16 protein-coding genes are annotated in these 21,369 nt (G+C 58.9%); 4 read left to right on the top strand and 12 right to left on the bottom strand.

Annotated elements, in window-relative coordinates:
- Window positions 1-39 precede the first annotated feature (39 nt).
- Genes AC3Y64_RS27345 through AC3Y64_RS27335 form a run of 3 tightly spaced genes read right to left on the bottom strand, consistent with a single transcriptional unit; the run spans window position 40 to window position 2,518 of the window.
- Window positions 40-759, bottom strand: a complete 720-nt coding sequence (locus AC3Y64_RS27345) for an AAA family ATPase (RefSeq protein ID WP_489985868.1) — start codon at window positions 757-759, stop codon at window positions 40-42.
- Window positions 752-1,630 (bottom strand): 6TM ABC transporter family protein, encoded by an 879-nt coding sequence (locus AC3Y64_RS27340; protein WP_489985867.1) that lies wholly within the window; start codon window positions 1,628-1,630, stop codon window positions 752-754. The genes AC3Y64_RS27345 and AC3Y64_RS27340 overlap by 8 nt, the downstream gene beginning before the upstream one ends.
- Window positions 1,631-1,639: 9 nt before the next feature.
- Window positions 1,640-2,518, bottom strand: coding sequence for an ABC transporter ATP-binding protein (locus tag AC3Y64_RS27335; RefSeq protein ID WP_489985866.1), 879 nt, complete (start codon window positions 2,516-2,518; stop codon window positions 1,640-1,642).
- Between the two features lie 395 nt (window positions 2,519-2,913).
- Here AC3Y64_RS27335 and AC3Y64_RS27330 point away from each other — a divergent pair, with 395 nt between their 5' ends.
- Window positions 2,914-4,836 (top strand): acetyl-CoA hydrolase/transferase C-terminal domain-containing protein, encoded by a 1,923-nt coding sequence (locus AC3Y64_RS27330; protein ID WP_489985865.1) that lies wholly within the window; start codon window positions 2,914-2,916, stop codon window positions 4,834-4,836.
- A gap of 876 nt (window positions 4,837-5,712) precedes the next feature.
- Here AC3Y64_RS27330 and AC3Y64_RS27325 read toward each other — a convergent pair.
- Window positions 5,713-6,285 (bottom strand): xanthine phosphoribosyltransferase, encoded by a 573-nt coding sequence (locus AC3Y64_RS27325; RefSeq protein ID WP_016985833.1) that lies wholly within the window; start codon window positions 6,283-6,285, stop codon window positions 5,713-5,715.
- Window positions 6,286-6,344: 59 nt separating this feature from the next.
- Window positions 6,345-8,354: a DNA helicase Rep gene (rep, locus tag AC3Y64_RS27320; protein WP_489985864.1), complete on the bottom strand. Its 2,010-nt coding sequence runs from the start codon at window positions 8,352-8,354 to the stop codon at window positions 6,345-6,347.
- Window positions 8,355-8,616: 262 nt separating this feature from the next.
- On the opposite strand from rep, the gene AC3Y64_RS27315 reads away from it, so the two are divergent.
- Entirely contained in the window at window positions 8,617-10,290 is a 1,674-nt protein-coding gene (locus tag AC3Y64_RS27315) for a putative bifunctional diguanylate cyclase/phosphodiesterase (protein WP_489985863.1), read from the top strand.
- Between the two features lie 108 nt (window positions 10,291-10,398).
- On the opposite strand, the gene AC3Y64_RS27310 is transcribed toward AC3Y64_RS27315, so the two are convergent.
- On the bottom strand, window positions 10,399-11,796 hold the full coding sequence (locus AC3Y64_RS27310; protein WP_489985862.1) for a NorM family multidrug efflux MATE transporter: 1,398 nt from the start codon (window positions 11,794-11,796) through the stop codon (window positions 10,399-10,401).
- Window positions 11,797-11,953: 157 nt separating this feature from the next.
- On the opposite strand from AC3Y64_RS27310, the gene AC3Y64_RS27305 reads away from it, so the two are divergent.
- Together AC3Y64_RS27305 and AC3Y64_RS27300 are read left to right on the top strand one after the other, a co-directional pair.
- Window positions 11,954-12,874: a LysR substrate-binding domain-containing protein gene (locus tag AC3Y64_RS27305; RefSeq protein ID WP_064389542.1), complete on the top strand. Its 921-nt coding sequence runs from the start codon at window positions 11,954-11,956 to the stop codon at window positions 12,872-12,874.
- Window positions 12,875-13,058: 184 nt separating this feature from the next.
- Window positions 13,059-15,035 (top strand): methyl-accepting chemotaxis protein, encoded by a 1,977-nt coding sequence (locus AC3Y64_RS27300; RefSeq protein WP_158955548.1) that lies wholly within the window; start codon window positions 13,059-13,061, stop codon window positions 15,033-15,035.
- A gap of 131 nt (window positions 15,036-15,166) precedes the next feature.
- Here AC3Y64_RS27300 and AC3Y64_RS27295 read toward each other — a convergent pair whose 3' ends face one another.
- From AC3Y64_RS27295 to AC3Y64_RS27270, 6 genes are read right to left on the bottom strand one after another with little or no spacing between them, the layout of a single operon-like run.
- On the bottom strand, window positions 15,167-16,570 hold the full coding sequence (locus AC3Y64_RS27295) for a vWA domain-containing protein (protein ID WP_489985861.1): 1,404 nt from the start codon (window positions 16,568-16,570) through the stop codon (window positions 15,167-15,169).
- A gap of 57 nt (window positions 16,571-16,627) precedes the next feature.
- Window positions 16,628-17,134, bottom strand: a complete 507-nt coding sequence (locus AC3Y64_RS27290) for a hypothetical protein (protein WP_489985860.1) — start codon at window positions 17,132-17,134, stop codon at window positions 16,628-16,630.
- A 4-nt stretch (window positions 17,135-17,138) separates the two neighbouring features.
- The gene (locus tag AC3Y64_RS27285) at window positions 17,139-17,870 is read right to left on the bottom strand and encodes a hypothetical protein (RefSeq protein ID WP_489985859.1); all 732 of its coding nucleotides are present in this window, start codon (window positions 17,868-17,870) and stop codon (window positions 17,139-17,141) included.
- A 36-nt stretch (window positions 17,871-17,906) separates the two neighbouring features.
- Window positions 17,907-19,451 (bottom strand): SUMF1/EgtB/PvdO family nonheme iron enzyme, encoded by a 1,545-nt coding sequence (locus AC3Y64_RS27280; RefSeq protein WP_489985858.1) that lies wholly within the window; start codon window positions 19,449-19,451, stop codon window positions 17,907-17,909.
- Window positions 19,441-20,664, bottom strand: a complete 1,224-nt coding sequence (locus AC3Y64_RS27275; RefSeq protein WP_489985857.1) for an ABC transporter permease — start codon at window positions 20,662-20,664, stop codon at window positions 19,441-19,443. The genes AC3Y64_RS27280 and AC3Y64_RS27275 overlap by 11 nt, the downstream gene beginning before the upstream one ends.
- On the bottom strand, window positions 20,648-21,364 hold the full coding sequence (locus tag AC3Y64_RS27270; RefSeq protein ID WP_489985856.1) for an ABC transporter ATP-binding protein: 717 nt from the start codon (window positions 21,362-21,364) through the stop codon (window positions 20,648-20,650). The genes AC3Y64_RS27275 and AC3Y64_RS27270 overlap by 17 nt, the downstream gene beginning before the upstream one ends.
- Window positions 21,365-21,369 lie beyond the last annotated feature (5 nt).

Below are 21,369 nucleotides of genomic sequence, written 5' to 3'. Positions count from 1 at the left end.
AAAAAACCGTCTTCGGACGGTTTTTTTGTGCCTGCGATATCACTGCAGGGTTTTCGCGATATAGGCCCCGGAAGAGTTAAGCACGGCTTTGTACACCGCATAAGCATCAGTATCTGCCGGGGTTATTGGATCGGAGCGCCCTTCCGATATCTGTCTCAGATCACATCCCGGGATCGACATAATGAGAGGTGAGTGAGTGGCGATGATGAACTGTGCGCCTTTGCGTGCTAGCTCCATTATTCGGTTGATAAATACTAATTGCCTCAATGGGGATAACGACGCTTCCGGTTCATCGAGAACGTACAGTCCATGGGCTTTGAATCGGTTTTGAAACAGAGCCTCCATTGCTTCACCGTGCGACATGCAATGCATATCCACGCCGCCGTAATAGGTCTTTATTTCGGGATCAAAGCTCCCCTCTGCATCAAGCTTGCGGATCGCAGTGTTCAAGTTATAGAAGGTTTCTGCTCTGTAGAAAAAAACGTCCTTCTCCCTTCGGTAGCCTTTTGAAAGCGTCAGGGTTTCGTGCAGTTTCGAGTGGGTGTTCTCAGTCGAGAAATTGAAGTTTTTCCCGCCGCCTTCTGGATTGCATCCCAACTTTATGGCAAGTGCTTCAAGCAACGTGGATTTACCAGAACCGTTTTCTCCAATAAATACGGTAATTCTGCTATTGAATTGAAGCGGAAAAAGGCCGCGTAAAAAATGAGCCGCGGCTCTGTCTGGCTTCAGGCGTATCTGCTGGATGAATAAATCATTCATATTGGCGCCCCCTGAATACTCTACCAACGGATACCTTTACTCCAATCATCGTTATACCAAGTCTTATCGAACTCGTGCTGGCCATGGTAAAAATTCCGACGTAGCCAAGATAGGCAATAAGGCGCTCGCCGAATAACTCCGGCGTCGCAGTGGCGCTAAAAATGATGACTGATACTGTCCCGGCCGAGATAGCCATTTCCGGCCAGAAGCACTGAATGGCGTTGGCTTTTTGATATTTGTAGCGTGCTTGTATTGTGTTGCTCAGACATTCATTGCTATTGCTGATAAGTGATTGAGAGCTTTGCTCATCAATTGTGCGTGAGCTGAAAGTGCTGATTAACGATTCCTTGTACAGGTCTTCATTGATCATCTCGGCTTTATACAGGCTCTGGATATGTAGTTTTGCAAATTTCAACTGCACACAAGTCAATGTCGTGATAAATATCAACGGGATGAAAAAATAAGTATTTTCACGGATTAAGATATAGGCTGTAGCAAATGTCAAAATACAAGATCCTGCCAGATGAATTGAGTCATGAAGGACTGAAGCAATTTTCTCGGCATCTTCTTTGATCATCGTCACGCGAGAGCTTAACGGGCAAGGTCTTTCATCATGCACAATGAAATTGATGAGTAGAAATCGGGATTTCGTTTCCATGAGCGCCGCCATGGAACTGCCCAAGGTTTGCGCCGCGAGTTTCGATAAAAAAACAGCGGTAAGAGTTAAATACAGATTAGTGCTGGCAGCGCCATTACTAAGAGCTGTAAGTGCCTTTGCCACGATTGAAGGTATTAGCAACTGACATGCAGCTGCTAAAGTCAGGCATATTGTTGAAAACAAAAATAATCCCACGTTTTTTTGCAAACACATAAGCATAATTCAACGCCCCCCGTGCTGTAGTTGATAGCTCAGTATTCGATTGCGGCGATAAGAGGCCTCTCTGCTTGAGTAGTAAATGGATATAAGTGAAATTGTTGGGCTGAGCACACGCTCAAGGTAGATGGCTGAGGCAAAGATAGCGCCTGTTGTCAAAGCGCTTTCACTTATTAAATGAGCAGATATCAAGAACAAAAGAACTATCGCTACCAAGTAACATGTTCCTGAAATTGATTCGAAAAAAGATGCCTTCAGGTTTGAACGAAAAGCGAGGCGCTCAATGTTTTTGATGTCCAACTTGACTCTGTCGTTGTACGGTTTGGCATCGCATACATGCGCACAGATTGCCCCGATTATAACGGTGTTTGCTTGGGCGTATTCTTCAAAAAGGGTGTCGCTCTTTCTCCGTGTTATAAAATATGCAGCTGAGGCATATAGCAGGCCGCTAAGGGGGGCGAGCGCCAGAAGAGGATGATACTGAGCCGTTATAATCAGCGCGAAGATTATGATGCTGAAGTTGAGTGAAGTGTCAAAAAATACCGAATGGTATAGATACATTGAGCCGTCAACATCGCCGTCGATGAGTTCGATCTGCTCACCCGGGTTTCTCGTATGCGCGGATGCCTTGCTTCGCAGATGAATTAGAATCGTCCTTTTCAGAATATACCTTGTCTTGGCAGCAGTCTTTTGTAGATACACGTTGGCTGCTAGCTTCAAGGGAGGCGTCGCGATGATAAAAAGCGAAGCACCAGCGAGTGCATATAAATATGAACGATCTTGGGATAGATACAAATTCATTGAATTGCCGATTAGGTAAGGCGATGCGCTTGTTAGAGCTGAGATGCCCAAGCCAAAGCAGCAAAGTATCAGATTGCTTTTCATGGTTTGATAAAATTCATTTAGTGCGGAAGAAATGGGAGCTCGTATTTGCCGTCATAATTTATACTTATAGATTTATGTCTGGCCTGGAGGCATCGATTGCTAATGAAGTGTTACGTTTTTAATGCTAGCTGTGACTCAAATTACTTCAATTCAGAGGTTTCCTGAAGTTCTGCGTGATTAAATTCGAGTCAATGTAGGAAAGAAGCTGTCGGCTTGTGCGATGATTCTCTTGGTGTTGTTAATTCATTGTTATTGTTGAAGGTTTTCTGGATGTGCTTGCACCAAGCACCGCACTCGCCTATTTCACTTTTTTTCGCACTAATTGCCTTCCCTCGGAAGTAAATCCCCGGCAAGCTCGGTCTACCCCTATTCACGGAACGGGCAGGAGGCTTCAGATGGTGCAGTTGTGTTCGATCGAACAGGCAGTGGACGATGTGCTGGCGCGTTTGCCGGCGCACATCCACATGGGCATGCCGCTGGGGTTGGGCAAGCCCAATCACTTCGTCAACGCGCTGTACCGGCGAGTCAAAGCGCTGCCCGAGCGGCAACTGACGATTTACACCGCGCTGTGTCTAGGTCGCCCTGCACTGGGCGATGGCTTGCAGAAGCGCTTCATCGAACCCTTTGTCGAGCGCGTCTTCGGTGATTACCCGGAGTTCGATTTCCTCGCCGACCTGCACCGCGACAGCCTGCCCGCCAACATCCGTATCGAACAATTCTTCATGCAGCCCGGCAGCCTGCTCAACAGCGCGCCGGCCCAGCAGGATTACGTCAGCAGCAACTACAGCCACGCCGCCCGTGACATCAACGCTGCCGGGCTGAACCTGGTGGCGCAACTGCTGGCCAGCAGCAGTGAACACCCGGACCGTCTGAGCCTGAGCTGCAACCCGGACATCACCCTCGACCTGTTACCGATGATCGCCAAGCGTCGCGATGCGGGCGAGACCATTCTGCTGGTCGGCCAGGTGCACACGGATCTGCCGTACATGCCGGGCGATGCCGAAGTCGACATCGACACCTTCGACCTGCTGATCGATGCAAAGGACAGCAGCACGCTGTTTTCCACGCCGAACATGCCGGTGGGCTTTCAGGATCATTTCATTGGTGTGCACGCGAGTACGCTGGTGCGCGATGGCGGCACGTTGCAGATTGGTATCGGTTCGATGGGCGATGCACTGACCGCCGCATTGCTGGCCCGTCAGGCGGATAACGCCGGTTACAAGGCGTTGCTCGATGACATCAACCTCAGTCAGTGGGCGCAGTTGATCGAGCGTGAGGGCGGCACTGGCCCTTTCGCAAAAGGCTTGTACGGTTGCAGCGAAATGTTCGTCAATGGCCTGCTGGTATTGGCGGATGCGGGGATCATCCGGCGCAAGGTCTATCCGGATGTGCCGACCCAGGAACAGGCCAACGCCGGCACCCTCGACGAGTCCGCGCAGCCTGACGGCATCTCGGTGCACGGCGGGTTCTTCCTCGGCCCGCGCAGTTTCTACGAGCGCCTGCGCGAGCTGCCGCAGAGCAAACGCCTCGAATTCAACATGACCCGCATCAGCTACATCAACGAGCTGTACGGGCAGGAAGAACTCAAGCGCCTGCAACGCCTTGATGCGCGGTTCATCAACACCGTGTTCACCATGACGTTGCTCGGTGCCGGTGTGGCGGATCAACTGGAAGACGGCCGAGTGCTCAGCGGTGTCGGCGGGCAGTACAACTTTGTGGCGCAGGGTCATGCACTGCACGATGCGCGTTCGATTCTTATTCTGCGCAGCTGGCGCGAGTCGGGTGGCGATGTCAGTTCCAACATCGTGTGGGAATACGGCCACTGCACGATCCCACGGCATCTGCGCGACATCGTTGTCACCGAGTACGGCATTGCCGATCTGCGCGGCAAATCAGATGCGGTCGTCATTGAATCGCTGCTCAATATCAGCGACTCACGCTTCCAGCAGGGCTTGATCGAGCAAGCGCAAAAGGTCGGCAAGCTGCCAAAGGATTTCCGTCTCGACCCACGCTTTGCCGACAACACGCCACAGCGTTTGCAAGCTATTGCTGCACGGCATCCAAACCTGTTTCCGGAGTATCCGCTGGGCTGCGATTTCACCGCGATCGAACGGGATTTGTTGCGGGCGCTGAACTGGCTGAAGAGCAAGTTCAAACTCACCGAAATCCTTGAACTCGGCAAAGCCGCCCTCGACGCCCCCGAGGCATCGCTATACCCCGAGCACCTTGAGCGCATGCAACTCACCCACCCGGAAGGCCTGAGAGAAGACCTCTTCCAGCGCCTGCTCCTCACCGGCCTCAAAGCCACCGCGCAATAACTGCGCACCGTAAAAACCCAGTGTGGGAGTCAGCCCTGCTGGCGATTGCGGTCTGTCAGTCATGAATATGTCGACTGACACGATGCCATCGCTAGCAGGGCTAGCTCCCACAGGGGTATTGCGGTGTTGCTGCTTACTCGATGAAGGGCCTATGCGCTCCAGCCTCAAAGCCACCGCGCAATAACTGCGCACCGCAAAACCCAGTGTGGGAGCCAGCCCTGCTGGCGATTGCGGTCTGTCAGTCATGAATATGTCGACTGACACGACGCCATCGCCAGCAGGGCTACCTCCCACAGGAGTATTGCGGTGTTGCTGCTTACTCGATGAAGGGCCTATGCGCTCCAGCCTAAAAGCCACCGCGCAATAACTGCGCACCGCAAAACCAACTGTGGGAGCCAGCCCTGCTGGCGATTGCGGTCTGTCAGTCATGAATATGTCGACTGACACGACGCCATCGCTAGCAGGGCTAGCTCCCACAGAGGTATTGCGGTGTTGCTGCCTACTCGATGAAGGGCCTATGCGCTCCAGCCTAAAAGCCACCGCGCAATAACTGCGCACCGCAAAAACCCAGTGTGGGAGCCAGCCCTGCTGGCGATTGCGGTCTGTCAGTCATGAATATGTCGACTGACACGACGCCATCGCTAGCAGGGCTAGCTCCCACAGGGGTATTGCGGTGTTGCTGCCTACTCGATGAAGGGCCTATGCGCTCCAGCCTCAAAGCCAGCGCGCAATAACTGCGCACCGCAAAACCCAGTGTGGGAGCCAGCCCTGCTGGCGATTGCGGTCTGTCAGTCATGAATATGTCGACTGACACGACGCCATCGCTAGCAGGGCTAGCTCCCACAGGTGTTGGGGTGTGCTTGCGGCTTTCAGCTGTTATTCGATAAAGGTAACGACGCCACCCGTCAGCGATTTCACCCGGGCCAGCGACTCAACGCGGTAGCCCTGCGAGTCCAGCTCGGCGCGGCCGCCCTGGAACGACTTCTCGATAACGATGCCCAGACCGGCAACGGTGGCGCCGGCCTGTTTGATGATCGAGATCAGCGCTTGCGACGCCTTACCGTTGGCCAAAAAGTCGTCGATGATCAGCACGCGGTCGCTGCTGGTCAGGTGGCGCGGGGAGATGGCGACGGTGCTTTCGGTTTTCTTGGTGAACGAGTAAACGGTCGCCGACAGCAGGTTTTCAGTCAGGGTCAGGGACTGTTGCTTGCGGGCGAAGATCACCGGCACGCCAAGGTTCAGACCGGTCATGATCGCCGGGGCGATGCCCGAGGCTTCGATGGTGACGATCTTGGTGATGCCCGAATCCTTGAACAGCGCGGCGAATTCGTCGCCGATCAGCTTCATCAGGGCCGGGTCGATCTGGTGGTTCAGGAAGGCGTCGACCTTCAGGACCTGGTCGGAAAGCACAATGCCTTGTTCGCGGATTTTCTGGTGCAATGCTTCCATGAAGCTGTCCTCATTTGGCGCTTTGTGCGCCGAAGGTCTAGTAAAAAAAGTGGTCAATTCTAGCGCTTTAACATCGCGCGTATATCAGCCAATGCGCTATTGCCGCGCACGGCTTTGACTTCGGTCGGTGTGTCGTCGTTGCCTTCCCAGGCTAGATCGTCCGGTGGCAGCTCATCGAGGAAACGGCTCGGCGCGCAGTCGATGATCTCGCCGTACTGCTTGCGCTTGGCGGCGAAGGTGAAGGCCAGGGTCTGGCGCGCGCGGGTGATGCCCACGTAGGCCAGGCGGCGCTCTTCTTCGATGGTATCGGCTTCGATGCTGGAGCGGTGCGGGAGAATTTCCTCTTCCATGCCCATGATGAACACGTAAGGGAATTCCAGCCCCTTGGACGCATGCAGCGTCATCATCTGCACGCCTTCAGCGCCGTCTTCCTCTTCCTGCTGACGTTCGAGCATGTCGCGCAGGACCAGTTTGCCGATGGCATCCTCGACGGTCATTTCGCCTTCTTCGTCCTTCTCGAGGGTGTTTTTCAACGCCTCGATCAGGAACCACACGTTGCTCATCCGGTAGTCCGCAGCCTTGTCGCTGGAGCTGTTGGTGCGCAGCCAGTTCTCGTAGTCGATGTCCATGACCATGCTGCGCAGTGCCGCGATCGGGTCTTCGCCGGCGCACTGCTCGCGGACCTTGTCCATGAAACGCTTGAAGCGCCCCAGACGATCGGTGAAGCGACTGTCCAGATGCTCGCCCAGACCGATTTCGTCGGTGGCGGCGTACATCGAGATCTTGCGTTCGGTGGCGTAGTTGCCGAGTTTTTCCAAAGTGGTCGAGCCGATTTCCCGGCGCGGCACGTTGATCACCCGCAGGAATGCGTTGTCGTCATCCGGGTTCACGATCAGGCGGAAGTAGGCCATCAGGTCTTTCACTTCCTGACGACCGAAGAAGCTGTTGCCGCCGCTCAGGCGGTACGGCACCTGATGGTGCTGCAGCTTCAGCTCGATCAACTTGGCCTGATAGTTACCGCGATAGAGAATCGCGAAATCGCTATACGGGCGGTCGGTGCGCAAGTGCAGGCTGAGGATTTCCATGGCCACGCGCTCGGCTTCGGCGTCTTCATTGCGGCAACGGATCACGCGGATTTCATCGCCGTGGCCCATCTCACTCCACAGCTGCTTTTCGAATTCGTGCGGGTTGTTCGAGATCAGCACGTTGGCGCAACGCAGGATGCGACTGGTCGAACGGTAGTTCTGTTCGAGCATCACCACTTTCAGCGATGGATAGTCGTCCTTGAGCAGCATCAGGTTTTCCGGTCGCGCGCCGCGCCAGGCGTAGATCGACTGGTCGTCATCGCCTACCACGGTGAACTGGTTGCGCTTGCCGATGAGCATTTTTACCAGCAGGTATTGGCTGGCGTTGGTGTCCTGATATTCGTCGACGAGCAGGTAGCGCACCTTGTTCTGCCACTTTTCGAGAATATCGGCGTGTTCTTCGAAAAGTTTTACCGGCAGCAGGATCAGGTCGTCGAAGTCCACCGCGTTGAACGCTTTCAGCGTGCGCTGATAGTGGGTGTAGACGATGGCGGCAGTCTGTTCCTTGGGATTACGCGCGTTCTCCAGCGCCTGAGGCGGCAGGATCAGGTCGTTTTTCCAGGCGCCGATCATGTTCTTGATCTCGTCGACGCCGTCTTCGCCTGCGTATTCCTTTTGCATGATGTCGGTCATCAGGGACTTGACGTCGGTCTCGTCAAAGATCGAGAAACCGGGTTTGTAGCCCAACCGCACGTGTTCCTTACGGATGATGTTCAGACCGAGGTTGTGGAAGGTGCAAACCGTCAGGCCGCGACCTTCGCCGGCGCGCAGCAGGGTGCCGACCCGCTCTTTCATCTCGCGCGCGGCCTTGTTGGTAAAGGTCATGGCGACGATGTACTGGGCGCGGATGCCGCAGTTCTGGATCAGGTGCGCGATCTTGCGCGTGATCACGCTGGTCTTGCCGGAGCCAGCACCGGCGAGCACCAATAGAGGGCCGCCGACGTAGTTCACGGCTTCTTGCTGCCGGGGATTGAGTCGGGACATACGAAAATTCGGGAGTCGTTGACGAAATGGGCCGGCATTTTAACAGGCTCAGAGATTTGTGCTGCTCTGTCCGACTTGTGACGTACCACGCGATTCAAATTTGCCGGTTTTGTTACTTTCACGCAGGATGCGCGGTGATTTTGCGGCTAATGTTCTCATTCGTGACACAAAATAACGTTTTGATAACCGTTGTCATTTGGTCATTGAACTGCGCAACGGCATAATGCCCCGCCCACATCTTTGCAGAGTCTAGGGAGCTAGCTTGTCTACGCCTGTCGAACCCTTGCGTTTGCTGCTACTGGCCGAAGAGCCAGCGTGGACAGCGTTATTGCGTGAGTGTCTGGCTCCGATGGGGAGCGCGGCGGTGCTGATCAGCGCGCCGAGCTGGGAGTCGGTCAGCAGTTTGTTCGAAGACAACCGCCACGCGGTATTGTTGACTATTCCGGCATTGCAACCGGCACCCGGCCGTTGCAGTCTGCCGACGGTATTGCTGCTGGAACACGAACCGGACACCGCGCCGGTTGGTGTCAGTGACTGGCTGGTGTTCGACGCCCTCGACGCCGGCATGCTGCGCCGTTGCCTGCGCCATGTGCGCGAACGCGGCGTTCTCGAAAACACCCTGCAACGCCTCGCCGAACAGGATCCGCTGACCGGCATCGCCAACCGCCAGGGTTTCCAGACCTTGCTCACGGCGCGCCTCGCGGAAAACGACGGTCGTGGCCTGGCCCTCGGCCATCTCGATCTCGACAACTTCCGCCACGCCAACGACGCCCTCGGCCATCAGGCGGGCGATCGCTTGATCCTGCAAGTCGTCGCACGGCTGAAAAGTCAGCTGGAGGCGGGCGATCAATTGGCGCGGCTGGGCAGCGACGAATTCGCCTTGTTGATCGACACCCGTCGCGCGCCGCAACGCGCCGAATGGATGGCCGAACGCATCACCGAAGCCTTGGCCGAACCGTACTGGGTCGATGGCGAGAGCCTGCTGATCGGCTCCAGCCTCGGCATCGCCCATGCCCGTGCACAGGCGGGCGCCGATCCGCTGATGTGGCACGCCCACATCGCCATGCAACAGGCCAAGAGCACGCAGGGCTGCACCTTTCATATCTTCAACGAACGCATCAACCGCAACGCGCGGAGCATGGCGGATCTGGAAAGCGAACTGCGCCGGGCCTTGCGTCGCGATGAGCTGGAACTGCACTACCAGCCACGGCTGAATCTTGAGGACGGCCAGATCGTCGGCCTCGAAGCCTTGGTGCGCTGGCGCCATGGCGAACGTGGTCTGTTGCCGCCGAGCGAATTCGTGCCGCTGGCCGAGCAGAGCGGTTTGATTGTGCCGTTGGGTTACTGGGTGATTTCCCGGGCCCTGCGTGACATGCAGGCGTTGCGCGAGCGCGGGTTGCCAGCCCTGCACATGGCGATCAACCTGTCGTTCCGCCAGTTTCAGGACAGCCAGTTGTTGCCGACCCTCAGCCGCTTGATCGCTGAGCGCGGTGTTGAAGCGCAGTGGCTGGAATTCGAACTGACCGAAACTGCGGTGATGCGCCGCAGCGATCTGGTCAAGCAGACCATGGATGCCCTGGGCCGCCTCGGCGTGCGTTTCTCGCTGGATGATTTCGGCACCGGGTTCTCGTCGTTCGTGCACCTCAACAGCCTGCCGATCACCTTGCTGAAGATCGACAAGAGCTTCGTCGGTGGCATGGAGCAGCGCGAGGAGAACCGCAAACTGGTGCACGCGATGATCAACCTCGCGCACAACCTGCATCTGGAAGTGGTGGCGGAGGGCGTCGAGACGCCGGAGCAACTGGAGCTGCTGCGCGGGTTTGGTTGCGATCAGGTGCAGGGTTACTTGATCAGCCGACCGCTGCCGTTGGCGGAGCTGGTCGAATATCTCACCTTCGGCTCAAGCCAGCAGCCAGCGCTCAAGATCGTGAGCTGAACGCATAACCAATGTAGGAGTGAGCCCGCTCGCGATAGCGGAGAGTCAGACAACTCATCATTATCTGACAAACCGCTATCGCGAGCAGGCTCACTCCTACAAGGTATCTCAGTCGGTCTGAGGAACTGTGAACGGCGTGGATGACGCAGGCTCCAACCGAATCATCCGCTTCATCTTCCATTCAAACGCCAGCGTCAGGCTCACCGCCGCGCACGCCAGGCCCAGCGCCAATCCCCACCAGACGCCCGTCGGCCCCCAGTTCAAATGGAACGCCATCCACCACGCCGCCGGCGCACCGATCAGCCAATAGCAGCCGAGCCCGACCAGAAACGTGGTTTTCGCATCTTTGAGTCCACGAATGCAGCCCATGGCAATCGTCTGCGTGCCGTCGAACAACTCGAACCACGCCGCCACGGCCAGCAGGCTCACCGCGAGGCGAATCACTTCGGCAAACGCCGGATTGTTGTGATCAAGGAACAGCCCCACCAATTGATTCGGCAGCAACCAGAACACCATGGCAAACCCCAGCATGACCACAGCGCCAAAGACGATGCCGACCCGTCCGGACATCCGCGCATCGCTAAGTTGCCCGGCGCCGTAATGCTGGCCGACACGCATGGTGATCGCATACGACATCCCCGCCGGCACCATGAACGCCACCGAAACAATCTGCAGAGCAATCTGGTGCGCGCCCAACTGCGTGCTGCCCATCGTGCCCATGCACAGCGCCGCGAAAGCAAACAGCCCGACTTCCACCGCGTAGGTACCGCCGATTGGCAGGCCGAGGCGCCACAGCTCTTTCAAGTACTGCCGGTTCGGCCGCGACAGGCCGGCGCGCAGTGGGTAAGCGTCATAAGCCGGATGCCGACGGATATGCCAGGCCAATGCCAGCGCCATGCAGTTGGCGACAATCGCCGTGACCAGGCCGATGCCCATCAGCCCGAGTTTCGGCAGGCCGAACATGCCGGTGATCAGCGCGTAGTTGAGCAGGAAGTTCGCCACCGTGCCGGCCAGGCTGATGACCATCACCGGGGTCGCCCGGCCAATCGCACTGGTGAAACCGCGCAGGGCCATGAAGCTCAGGTAGCCGGGCAGGGCGAAGGGCAGGGCGATCAGGAATTGCCCGGCAGCGTTGACGTTGGTTTCGGTCTGGCCGAACAGCAGCAATACCGGCTTCAGGTTCCACAGCAGTAACCCGGCGCCCAGCGCCATCAGCCACGCCAGCCACAAACCGGCCTGGGTCAGCCGCGCCGCGCCAATAATGTCGCCGGCACCTTTGCGAATTGCCACCAGCGTGCCGACCGCCGCAATCACGCCGATGCAGAAAATCGACACGAACGAATAGGTTGCTGCGCCCAGCCCGCCGCCAGCCAGCGCTTCGGGGCTTAACCGCGCCATCATCAAAGTGTCGGTCAGCACCATCAGCATGTGCGCCAACTGTGAAGCGATCAACGGCCCTGCCAGCCGCAGAATGGCCCAGAGTTCGGTACGCACAGGATGCTGCATGGTCATCACCACTCGATTCGGAGGGAACAGGAGAGCGTCGATTCTCGGCGCTTGGCAGGCATTGCACAAAGGGATAAAAAGGATGGGTGGCATGATTAATACTCATGCTGATCAGATTCCGCCAATTTCGCTGCACCCCGCTACAGGAGCTTTGTGCATGTCCCGTCGTCTTCCTCCGTTGTATGCCCTGCGCGCATTTGAAGCGGCGGCGCGGCACAGCTCGTTCACCCGCGCAGCCGAGGAGTTGTCGATCACCCAGAGTGCGGTGAGCCGGCATATTCGTACGCTCGAAGATCACTTTGCCTGCAAGCTGTTTCACCGCAGCGGTCGCCATTTGCAGCTCACCGAGTCGGCCCGCTTGCTGCTGCCTGGCATTCGCGAAGGTTTCGCCGCCCTCGAACGCGCCTGCAATACCTTGCGCGCCGAAGACGACATCCTGCGCATGAAAGCCCCGTCGACGTTGACCATGCGCTGGCTGCTGGCGCGGCTCAGTCGCTTTCGTCATTTGCAGCCGGGCAACGAAGTGCAATTGACCAGCGCCTGGATGGACGTCGATTCGGTGGACTTCAACGATGAGCCGTTCGATTGCGCGGTGTTGTTGAGCGACGGGCACTTCCCGCCGGATTGGGAGGCGAGCCTGTTGTTTCCCGAAGAATTGATACCGGTCGGAGCGCCGAACCTGCTCAATGACCAGCCGTGGGATCTGGCCCGGCTGGCCTCCACCGAACTGCTCCACCCGACCCCGGATCGCCGCGACTGGCGCAGTTGGCTGGAGCACATGGGCTTGTCCGATCAGGTCTCGCTCAAGGGCGGACAAGTCTTCGACACATTGGAACTGGGCATGATTGCGGCGGCTCGCGGTTACGGCGTATCGATGGGCGATCTGCTGATGGTGGCCGAGGATGTCGCGCAGGGTCGGCTGAGTCTGCCGTGGCCGACTGCGGTCGCCAGCGGACTGAATTATTACTTGGTGTGGCCAAAAACCCGTCCGGGAGGTGAACGTTTGCGCCGTCTCAGCGACTTCCTGCAAGGCGAAGTTCGCGCCATGGAGCTGCCGGCGGTTACGCGCTTGAGCTGAAACGTTCGAGCCGCCACAATGGCGGCCTTGCGCCATACCCACGTTGCGCGCTCAAGTATTCGGTTTCACCGCCGACTATGAGCATGTGGAACCGTCGTGCCGGTATCCACGATCCACCCCCATTATTAGAAAATTATCCGAGTCGAGATCAAGGAGGATCCCGTCGCTCGGCCAGGAGCTGTCCATGTCTCAACCTCGCGCTCGGATCGCCTCGCAGCTGGGCCTCGCGCTCGCTGTGATACTGGCGATTGTCATCAGCGGCAGTACGGTGTTCGCCCTGCGTTCGCTGGATACTGCCAACCTCGCCACCCGTGAAGAACATTTGGCCAGTGAGGCGCGGCTGCTGGCCGACCAACTGAGCACGTTCCACGGCACGCTGCGTGAAAGCACCCAGCGTCTGAGCGGGTTGTTCGAGAAGCGCTTCAGCGCTGGCCTGAGCATTCACGCCGATGAGCCGGTGAATGTCGCCGGGACCCAGACCCCGGGCCTGCACCTGGGCAGCGAAGTGTTGAACAACAACTTCAAGGAAGTCGACGAGTTCAAGCAGATGACCGCCGGCGTCGCCACACTGTTCGTGCGCAGCGGCGAAGACTTCGTGCGGGTCAGCACCTCGTTGACCAAGCAGGATGGCAGCCGTGCCATCGGCACCTTGCTTGATCACGCGCACCCGGCCTACGCCAAGTTGATGGCGGGGCAAGGCTACGTCGGCCGCGCCTTGCTGTTTGATCGTTCGTACATGACCCAATACACCCCGGTGCGTGATGGCAGCGGCAAGGTGATTGCGGTGCTGTTCGTCGGCTTCGACTACACCGACGCGCAGAACGCCCAGTTCGACAACCTCAAGCGCTTCCGCATCGGCCAGACCGGCTCGCTGGCGCTGCTTGATGAGCAAAACAAATGGCTGGTCCCACCTGCGGGTGTGCAGGCGCTGGATCAGGCGATACCGGTGATCAACGGTTTGTCGAAGACGCCGGGCAAAGGTCAGTTCTGGGGCGACAAGGCCGAAGATTTCTACAGCGTCGCCGTGCCGTTCGACGGTGGCCCGTGGTCGGTCGTGGCGAGCATGCCGAAGGCCGAGATTCGCGCGGTGACCTGGAGCGTCGGTACGCAACTGGCGATCGGCAGCCTGCTGGCGATGCTGTTGGCCGTAGGTTCGGCGATGTGGCTGCTGCGTTCCAAGCTGCAACCGCTGGGTGATCTGGTGCGTCAGGCCGAAGCCTTGGGTGCCGGTGATCTGAGCGTGCGCCTGAACGTGACGAGCAACGACGAAATCGGTCAGCTGTCCCGCGCGTTCAACCAGATGAGCCAGGCGCTGTCGACGATGGTCGAGCACATCCGTCGTTCTTCCGAAGAGGTCAACAGCCGTGCGCAGGCGCTGTCCGGTTTGTCCGGTGGCGCGTACGAAGGCATGGAGCAGCAGTCCGGCGAAATCACCAGCATGGCTGGCGCGGTGGAAGAGTTCAGCGCCACTTCGCTGAACATCGCCGACAACATGGGTGCGACTCAGCGTCTGGCCCAGGAAAATGCTCAGCAAACGCAGATCGGTCGTAGCTCGATGCAAGAGGCTTCGTCGTCTCTGGAGCAAATCGCTGGCGCGCTGAACAGCACCGCCACGGTGATCAACACCCTCGGTCAGCGTTCGCAGGAAATCGGCGGCATCGTCGGCGTGATTACCTCGATTGCCGAGCAGACCAACCTGTTGGCACTCAACGCTGCGATTGAAGCGGCGCGTGCCGGTGAACAAGGTCGCGGTTTTGCTGTGGTCGCCGATGAAGTGCGCAGTCTGGCTTCGCGTACCCGTCAGGCGACCGATGAAATTTCCAGCATGATTCACAGCATTCAGCAGGAAACCGGCAACGCGATCAGCACCATGGAGCAGGGCAATGTGCTGATGCAGGAAGGTCTGTCGCGCAACGCCAATGTCGCCTCGGCGCTGGCACGCATCGATGAGCAGAGCCGCTCGGCGGGTCAGCAGTTTGCCGCGATCACCACGGCGACTCAGGAGCAGAGCAGCACGGCGACATTGCTCAGCAGCAATCTGCAGAGCATTGCCCTGGCCAACAGTGAGCAGCGTGAGGTGGTGTCGAACCTTGCGGTCACCGCGAAAGAGCTGGAGAAGCTGGCGGCGGATTTGCGCTCCGAGGTTGATCGCTTTCGTTGAGTGCGGCTGAAATAGCTATCGCGAGCAGGCTCACTCCTACACAGGCATCGGTAGTTCACAGCATTTGTGATCACCGAAAATCCTTGTAGGAGTGAGCCTGCTCGCGAGAGCAGTCACCTCAATTCAGTAGCTCAGTTACATTTGGCGCTGCTCGACACTTCCTTGCTCGCCAGTTTCAACTGTTTGGCCAGTTCGGCCGCGTTGGTGCTCGAATAAACCCGGCCTCCGGTGTTTTTCGCAATGCACTGCGAAGGTCCGCCGGCGCCGATGTTCACCACGTTGACCCGCAACCGCGGCTGCTCTTGGGCAATGCGTCGGGACACGGCGCAAACGTCCTTCTGGCAACCGTCCTCGCCGTCGACGAACATCACGATCACCGCGTCATTGTTGCGCCCGTCAACGGTGCTGGCCGCTTTGGACAGGCTGTCGGCCAGCGGCGTGCCCTGGTTAGGCACCAGGCCACGGATCCCGTTGATCAGACGCTGACGATCGCCGAACTTGAACACGCCTTGGTCAGGCGTGCTTTCGCAACCGGCGAAGGTGATCAGGCGCGTGTCGATCTTCGGATCCAGCGCATTGATCATCCCTGCCAGCGAATCCTGAGCGACGTCCATGCGGCTCGGTTTCTCGAAGATTTGCAGGGTGCGGCTCGGGTCGGTGTATTTGTTGAGATTGTTGCCAAAGAACCAGTCTTCGTCGGCTTTCACCGCTTTGATGTTGAGCTCCATCGAGCCCGAGGTATCGAGGACCACGACGAATTGCGGGACCACCGCGTTCGGTGCTTTTTTACGGCAAGCGAAGTTGTCCAGTGTCGGTGGCGGCGGCGGGGCGACGACCACCGGTTTTGGCGGCGGAACGGGTGCGGGTTCCGGTACCGGCTCTGGTTCCGGTTCTGGAACAGGTTCCGGTTCCACGACGGGCTCAGGCACTGGCGCGACCGGTTGTTCCAATGGCGCCACGATCGGTGCTGCCGGTGGCACCGCGACGACGGCAGGTTCACGGTGCAGGAACCACCACAGCCACAACGCCAGCAGCAGCAACAACAGCGCCAGCAAGGCAGCGGCGATCCACCAGCCACGGCGCGAAGGCGGCACTACCGGCGCCAATGGCACCGGCGGAACCACCGGCGGCACGATCGGACGGGGCGGTCCCTGGTTCCAGCGCACTACCAATGGCTCGCCGTTGAGGCTGTAGAGCTTGTCCAGCTCCGGGCTGCCGAGCAGGCTGCGCAGATCATCCGCTACACCCGGCTGGCCGCGTTTTTGCAATTCGTCGGCCAGTTGTTCGAGGGAGGTCTGGCGCACCTCATAGGTTTGCAGCAAGCGGCGCTGCGCGTCCTCATTGAGCTCGGCATAGGGCGTCGGCTGGCCACCCAGTTCGGTCCACCATTCCAGCACCTCGCCGCTGCCCATCCGGGGGATGGCGAACAGGCTCGCGGTGGTGGGGGGGAAGTGTTTCTGAATGAGGGCGACTTTGGCCTGCAGCGCACTCATCCCCTCCGGTGTGGCGTGCGCATCCCTGATGACCCGCTGCATGACGACGATTCCTGAAAAAGCTGCAGGCCTGCGACGGCAGGCCTGCGGGGTGAACAGTTACTCTTCGTAACCGAGACTGAACTGCAACTGATTGACCTTCTTCTGCAACGTTTTCAGCTGTTCCTGCTTGGCTGCCAGCGCCGCCGGTGAAGCCTTGGCGGTTGGCGCTGCCTGCGAGGCCTTGAGCTGCTGCTCGAGATCGGCAATCTGCTTCTGCACCGAGCCTTCATTACCGCGTCGGCCCTTGAGCGAAGTCAGCAACTTGCCCAGCGACTGGTTGAGGTCAGCCTGGGATTTCTGCTGGCTGGCCAGATCGAGTTTGGTGTTCAGTTGCTGGGCCTGGATGTTCTGGTAGACCTGTCGGAACATCGCGTTCTGCTGACGCGACTCGGCCAGCGCCTGCTCCTTCTGCTTGACCTGATCGCTGTAACCCCCGGAGTAGTCACAGTTCATCTTGGTCAGCATGCTGCTGTCGCGATTGGTCGAATCGCATTCGCCCGGCTTGGTTGCGCATCCGCCCAACGCCAGGATGGCGGTCAGGACCGCCAGCTGTTTTAGGGTCATGTGCTTAGCCCAGGGTGATCGCGGAGCGCTGGCTGTAGAGACCGTCGACTTCCTTCTGCAGGGCCGCGACTTTCTCGTTCATCTTCAGGATGTTCACGTCGACCTGCTTCATCTCGGCGCTGGCACCCTGAGCACGTTCGGCGTCAGCCACTTTGGTGTACTCGGTGACCTTGGTGCGCATGTTGCCGAGGTCTTTGCGCAGACGCGCGATGTTCTGGTCGATCTCGGCGATTTGCGCCTGGGCCTTGGTCTTGTCGACCTTCTTGCTGGCGATGTCTTTCTTGATCTGGGCGATGCGTGCCTGATCGTCGTTGATCACCTGTTGCGCGGTGGCGGTACGGGCAACCACGTTTTGCGTGTCCTGCTCGACATCGCTGTTCATCTTCGCCAGACGGGTCGTGGTGTCGGAGTATTCGCTGCGACGCTGATCCAGGTAGTAGTTGGCGCCCATGGCCACGCCACACGCGGTGATACCGGCGGCGATGGCGCAGACAGCCTTGTTGCTGCTGTTGGACAGCGCGCAACCGAGGATGCCGACGCCGGCACCCACGGCGCAGGCTTGATAACCAGACTTGCTGAAGAACTGCGCGTCACTGCCCTGAGTCAGGCGTGGGTCGGCACCGTCGCTGCCGCCGAGCATCGAGCTGCCAGTGTTGGCGCAACCGGTCAGCAGCAGGCTGCCGGTGACAAAGAAAGCGATTTGTAGCTTGAAGCGAGTCCAGAGGCTGCGCGACATGGTGAAGCTCCTTGATGACAGTGTTGTGGTGCGTTGTTATTGGGATACGGTTTTGCAGCTGCTGAGCCAGGCGTCGGTGTCGATCTTCTGCTTTTGCAGGAAGGTCTTCTGATTGGCCCAGTGCGTGCGCAAATAAGGTTTGAGGTCTTGCAGCTGTTTGTTGCGGGTGATGATTTCTTCCATCACCGGAACCTGTGCTTCAAGCAGCGGCTGACCGTACAGCGTCGCCGATTCCACCAGGCTGCTGGCGTAGTAACGGCTGAGTTTGTGCAGGCGATCCTTCTGCTCGTCGAGCTTGCCCTTGCGCATGTCGCAACTGGCGTCCTTGTCGGCGGACTCGCAGTTGAGCTTGTAGTTTTTCTGCAGGAAATCCACGTACTGGCCGTCATCGAGCATCTTGGTGCAGAGGAAGGCACCGAGGTTGAGGCTGGCGCGAATCGCTTGATCGCGGGTTTCTTCCTGCTGCTGATTGCTGGCGCGCAACTGGTTTTCCAGGGCCTGGAGTTTTTCCTTGAGCGCCTTGTCTTCGACGCCCGAGGCCAGATTATTCAGCGATTGCACCGTGCCTTTATCGGCCGATTCGGTTTCCTTGCTGCCAGTGCCGAGTTTCTTCCAGCTGCTTTCGATGCTGGCGACGCGTTCCCGCGAGGTCAGGGTTGGCGAGACCATCACCAGACGCAGACCAGAGGTCTTGTTCTTCACCTGGCCTTCGGCGTTGTAGTACGGCTGTTCCTTGCGCAGCGCAGTGCGCAGGTCGGCCTGGGCGGTGAGGTAGTTGCCGCCGCGCACCACATAACCACCGGCCTGACCGTGCTGACGGTCGAGTTTGTTCAGCCGAAACGGCTCGAACATCATCTCGTCAACGTTGCCGAGCATGTCGTGCAGGCCCAGTGGGTTTGGTTTTTGCAGGCCGGTCAGTTGCAGTTTGCCGTTGGACGATTGCGCCCCGGCGAACCACTCGTAGGCGTTGATGCCGTCCGGCATCGGATAGTGCGTGTCGCGAAATTCCGCCGCGCCGACTTCCAGTCCGCCACGGGCGGCGAACTCCCACTCGACCTCGGTCGGCAAGCGCAGGAAGCCTAGCGCGCCGTCTTCTTTCGGCAGCTTGTCGGCAGCATTCTTGCGCAGCCACAGGTTGTACTTGTCGGCGGCATCGATGGCTTGCACCCAGCTCACGGCAACTTGCGGCAGGCGCATTTTGGTCGCGGCGGTGGGGCAGGTCTCCTCGGTCAGCGCGGCGTATTGCAGCTGACTCATCTCGTACTTGGCCATCAGGTAGTAACGGGATTTATCGCTCTTGCCGCCGGTAAAACTGCCGGCGATGAAAGTCGGCCGAGTCTGTTCGACATAGCCGTACTCGGCGCCGTCCTGGCCGATGTTGATCGGGTAGTCATCGAGCGGCCCGGCGACCGGAATGAACACCTTGCGAAACACCATCGAACCCTCGCACGGCATCGGCAGGACGACGTCGCTGGCCTCGGGCATCGGGTTGTAATACTTCTCTTCCCAGCCCGCCGCCGAGGCGTCGAGCAGGTAACCCAGGCTCAGGGGCAACAGCAAGCCAAAACGTTTATAGCTCACGCAGACTCTCCGCAGGTTGGATGCTGATGGCTCGCACGGCGCCGACCACGGCCACCAGTGCAGCGACCAGAAAGGTCAGAAGCAGGGCCGCGAAGCCATGCCAGAAAGTGATGTGGCAAACGAACGTGCCGGTGGCCTGACTGCTGCCGAGCAAGTAGTCGAACAAATGGCTGCCGATGGCGTAAAACCCCAACCCGCCGAGATAACCGGCGAGGCTCAGCAGCAGCGCCTGGGTGATCACGAAGCCGCCGACCGCTGCCCGGTTGAACCCCAGCAGGCGCAGCACCGCAAGGCTTTTGCGCTTGCGGTCGATGTTGGCCAGAAACGCCCCGACCATCGACGCCACGCAACCGATCAGCGCCGCGAGGGCGATCACGCCGAAGATCAAACCGAGTACGTGGTTGATGGCTTTGACGTTGTCGATGTCGGCCAGTCGGCTCGAGGTTTCGATGTGCTGTTCGTTGAGCCAGCGTTCCAGCGGAGCGACCTGATCGATGTCACGCGCATACACGCGGGCTCGCGCATACAGCGGTTGCAGATTGCCTTGCGGCTTGCCGGTGGCGATGCCGAACGCCGCGACCTGATAGCCGTCGCGAAAGCGTTCGAGATCCAGCAGCAGCGGCGGCGCGACAAAACCGGCGGCGCGACCGAAGCGTGCGCCATCCAGCACGGCGAGGACGCTCAAGCTGATTTCGCCGCGCTCGTTGACACCTTCCAGCCGACGCAGCACTCGCAGTTGCACACGGTCGCCAGCCTTGGCCTGCAAACGTTGTGCGGCGCGGGCGCTGAGGATCACTTGATTGCCGACCGGGTTGAATTGCGGCAGGTTCAGTTGCGGGTCGCCGGGTTCGGTGGCGATGATTTCCGCGCCTTCGACAAACTTTTGCAGGCCGACAAACAAGTCCGCTTGAGTATTGAGCGAGCGGGTCTGGCCGAGGGCAAATCCGGTTTCCGGGCGCTGGCGCAAGCGTTCGATCCAGGCACTGTCATAGTTGCCGTTGCTGAGCATCTTCACTTCAAGATTGCGCGGGTCGCGCAGCAGCTCATCCTGCAACTGGCTGACCACACCGTGCTTGAGCCCGAACAACAGCAACAGCGGCGCGATCACCGCCACCAGCGAGGCGGCGATGCACAGCGACACCTTGCGGTCGTGCCAGAGGTCTTGCAGAGCCAGCGTAGTCAGCAGGCGCAGGCGCTCAGTCCATCGGTTCAAACAGTGTCTCTCCCTGACGGCTGATGGCCCCAAGCCGTGGCAAACCGAAATCCTTGAGCAGCGCCCAATCATGGGAAACCACCAGGGCGCTCAAACCCATACTCGACACCAGGCTCAGCAACAATTCGAACAAGCGTCGCGCGCTGTGCGGATCGAGAGCGGCAGTCGGTTCGTCGGCCAACAGCAGCAGCGGTTCATGGGCAATCGCGCGCACGCAGGCGACCCGTTGGCGTTCACCGATCGACAAGGCTTGCGGCTTTTTATCCAGCAAGCCTTGCAGGCGCAGCACCTCGACCGCCTGGTCGACGTGAGCGCTGTGCGCCGGCATGCCCAGCAAGCGCCGCGGCAGGCTGATGTTGTCGCGCACACTGAGAAACGGCAGCAGGCCGCCACTTTGCAGAATGAAGCCCAAATCCCGCGAACGCACCGCCGCCAGCCCCGGCTGGTCATTGCTGGCCAGCAGCCGGGCGATGTCCTGCGCCGGCTGTGTGGCCGCCGCTGTTTTGCCCAGGCGAAAGCGTTCGAGCTCGACCGGTGCCAGCAACAGGCCGATGGCCTCGAGCAGCGTGCTTTTTCCGCTGCCGCTCTCACCGGTGATGGCGAGGATTTCCCCGGCACCGACCTGCAATTGCGGCAGACGCACGTGATGCGCCAGTGCGCCCTCACCACGGCGCACCAGCAGGTTTTTGATATCGAGCATCAGCG

Source organism: Pseudomonas sp. 4CAES_32.4 (genome assembly GCF_058136335.1).
The sequence above is the reverse complement of the archived record's forward strand: the minus strand, read 5'-3'. Positions and strand labels throughout refer to the sequence as shown.

What these genes read in the sequence shown, in the direction of transcription:
- AC3Y64_RS27345 (WP_489985868.1), bottom strand. Translation starts at nt 759, where the DNA reads ATGAATGATTTATTCATCCAGCAGATACGCCTGAAGCCAGACAGAGCC.
- AC3Y64_RS27340 (WP_489985867.1), bottom strand. Translation starts at nt 1,630, where the DNA reads ATGTGTTTGCAAAAAAACGTGGGATTATTTTTGTTTTCAACAATATGC.
- AC3Y64_RS27335 (WP_489985866.1), bottom strand. Translation starts at nt 2,518, where the DNA reads ATGAAAAGCAATCTGATACTTTGCTGCTTTGGCTTGGGCATCTCAGCT.
- AC3Y64_RS27330 (WP_489985865.1), top strand. Translation starts at nt 2,914, where the DNA reads ATGGTGCAGTTGTGTTCGATCGAACAGGCAGTGGACGATGTGCTGGCG.
- AC3Y64_RS27325 (WP_016985833.1), bottom strand. Translation starts at nt 6,285, where the DNA reads ATGGAAGCATTGCACCAGAAAATCCGCGAACAAGGCATTGTGCTTTCC.
- rep (WP_489985864.1), bottom strand. Translation starts at nt 8,354, where the DNA reads ATGTCCCGACTCAATCCCCGGCAGCAAGAAGCCGTGAACTACGTCGGC.
- AC3Y64_RS27310 (WP_489985862.1), bottom strand. Translation starts at nt 11,796, where the DNA reads ATGCAGCATCCTGTGCGTACCGAACTCTGGGCCATTCTGCGGCTGGCA.
- AC3Y64_RS27305 (WP_064389542.1), top strand. Translation starts at nt 11,954, where the DNA reads ATGTCCCGTCGTCTTCCTCCGTTGTATGCCCTGCGCGCATTTGAAGCG.
- AC3Y64_RS27300 (WP_158955548.1), top strand. Translation starts at nt 13,059, where the DNA reads ATGTCTCAACCTCGCGCTCGGATCGCCTCGCAGCTGGGCCTCGCGCTC.
- AC3Y64_RS27295 (WP_489985861.1), bottom strand. Translation starts at nt 16,570, where the DNA reads ATGCAGCGGGTCATCAGGGATGCGCACGCCACACCGGAGGGGATGAGT.
- AC3Y64_RS27290 (WP_489985860.1), bottom strand. Translation starts at nt 17,134, where the DNA reads ATGACCCTAAAACAGCTGGCGGTCCTGACCGCCATCCTGGCGTTGGGC.
- AC3Y64_RS27285 (WP_489985859.1), bottom strand. Translation starts at nt 17,870, where the DNA reads ATGTCGCGCAGCCTCTGGACTCGCTTCAAGCTACAAATCGCTTTCTTT.
- AC3Y64_RS27270 (WP_489985856.1), bottom strand. Translation starts at nt 21,364, where the DNA reads ATGCTCGATATCAAAAACCTGCTGGTGCGCCGTGGTGAGGGCGCACTG.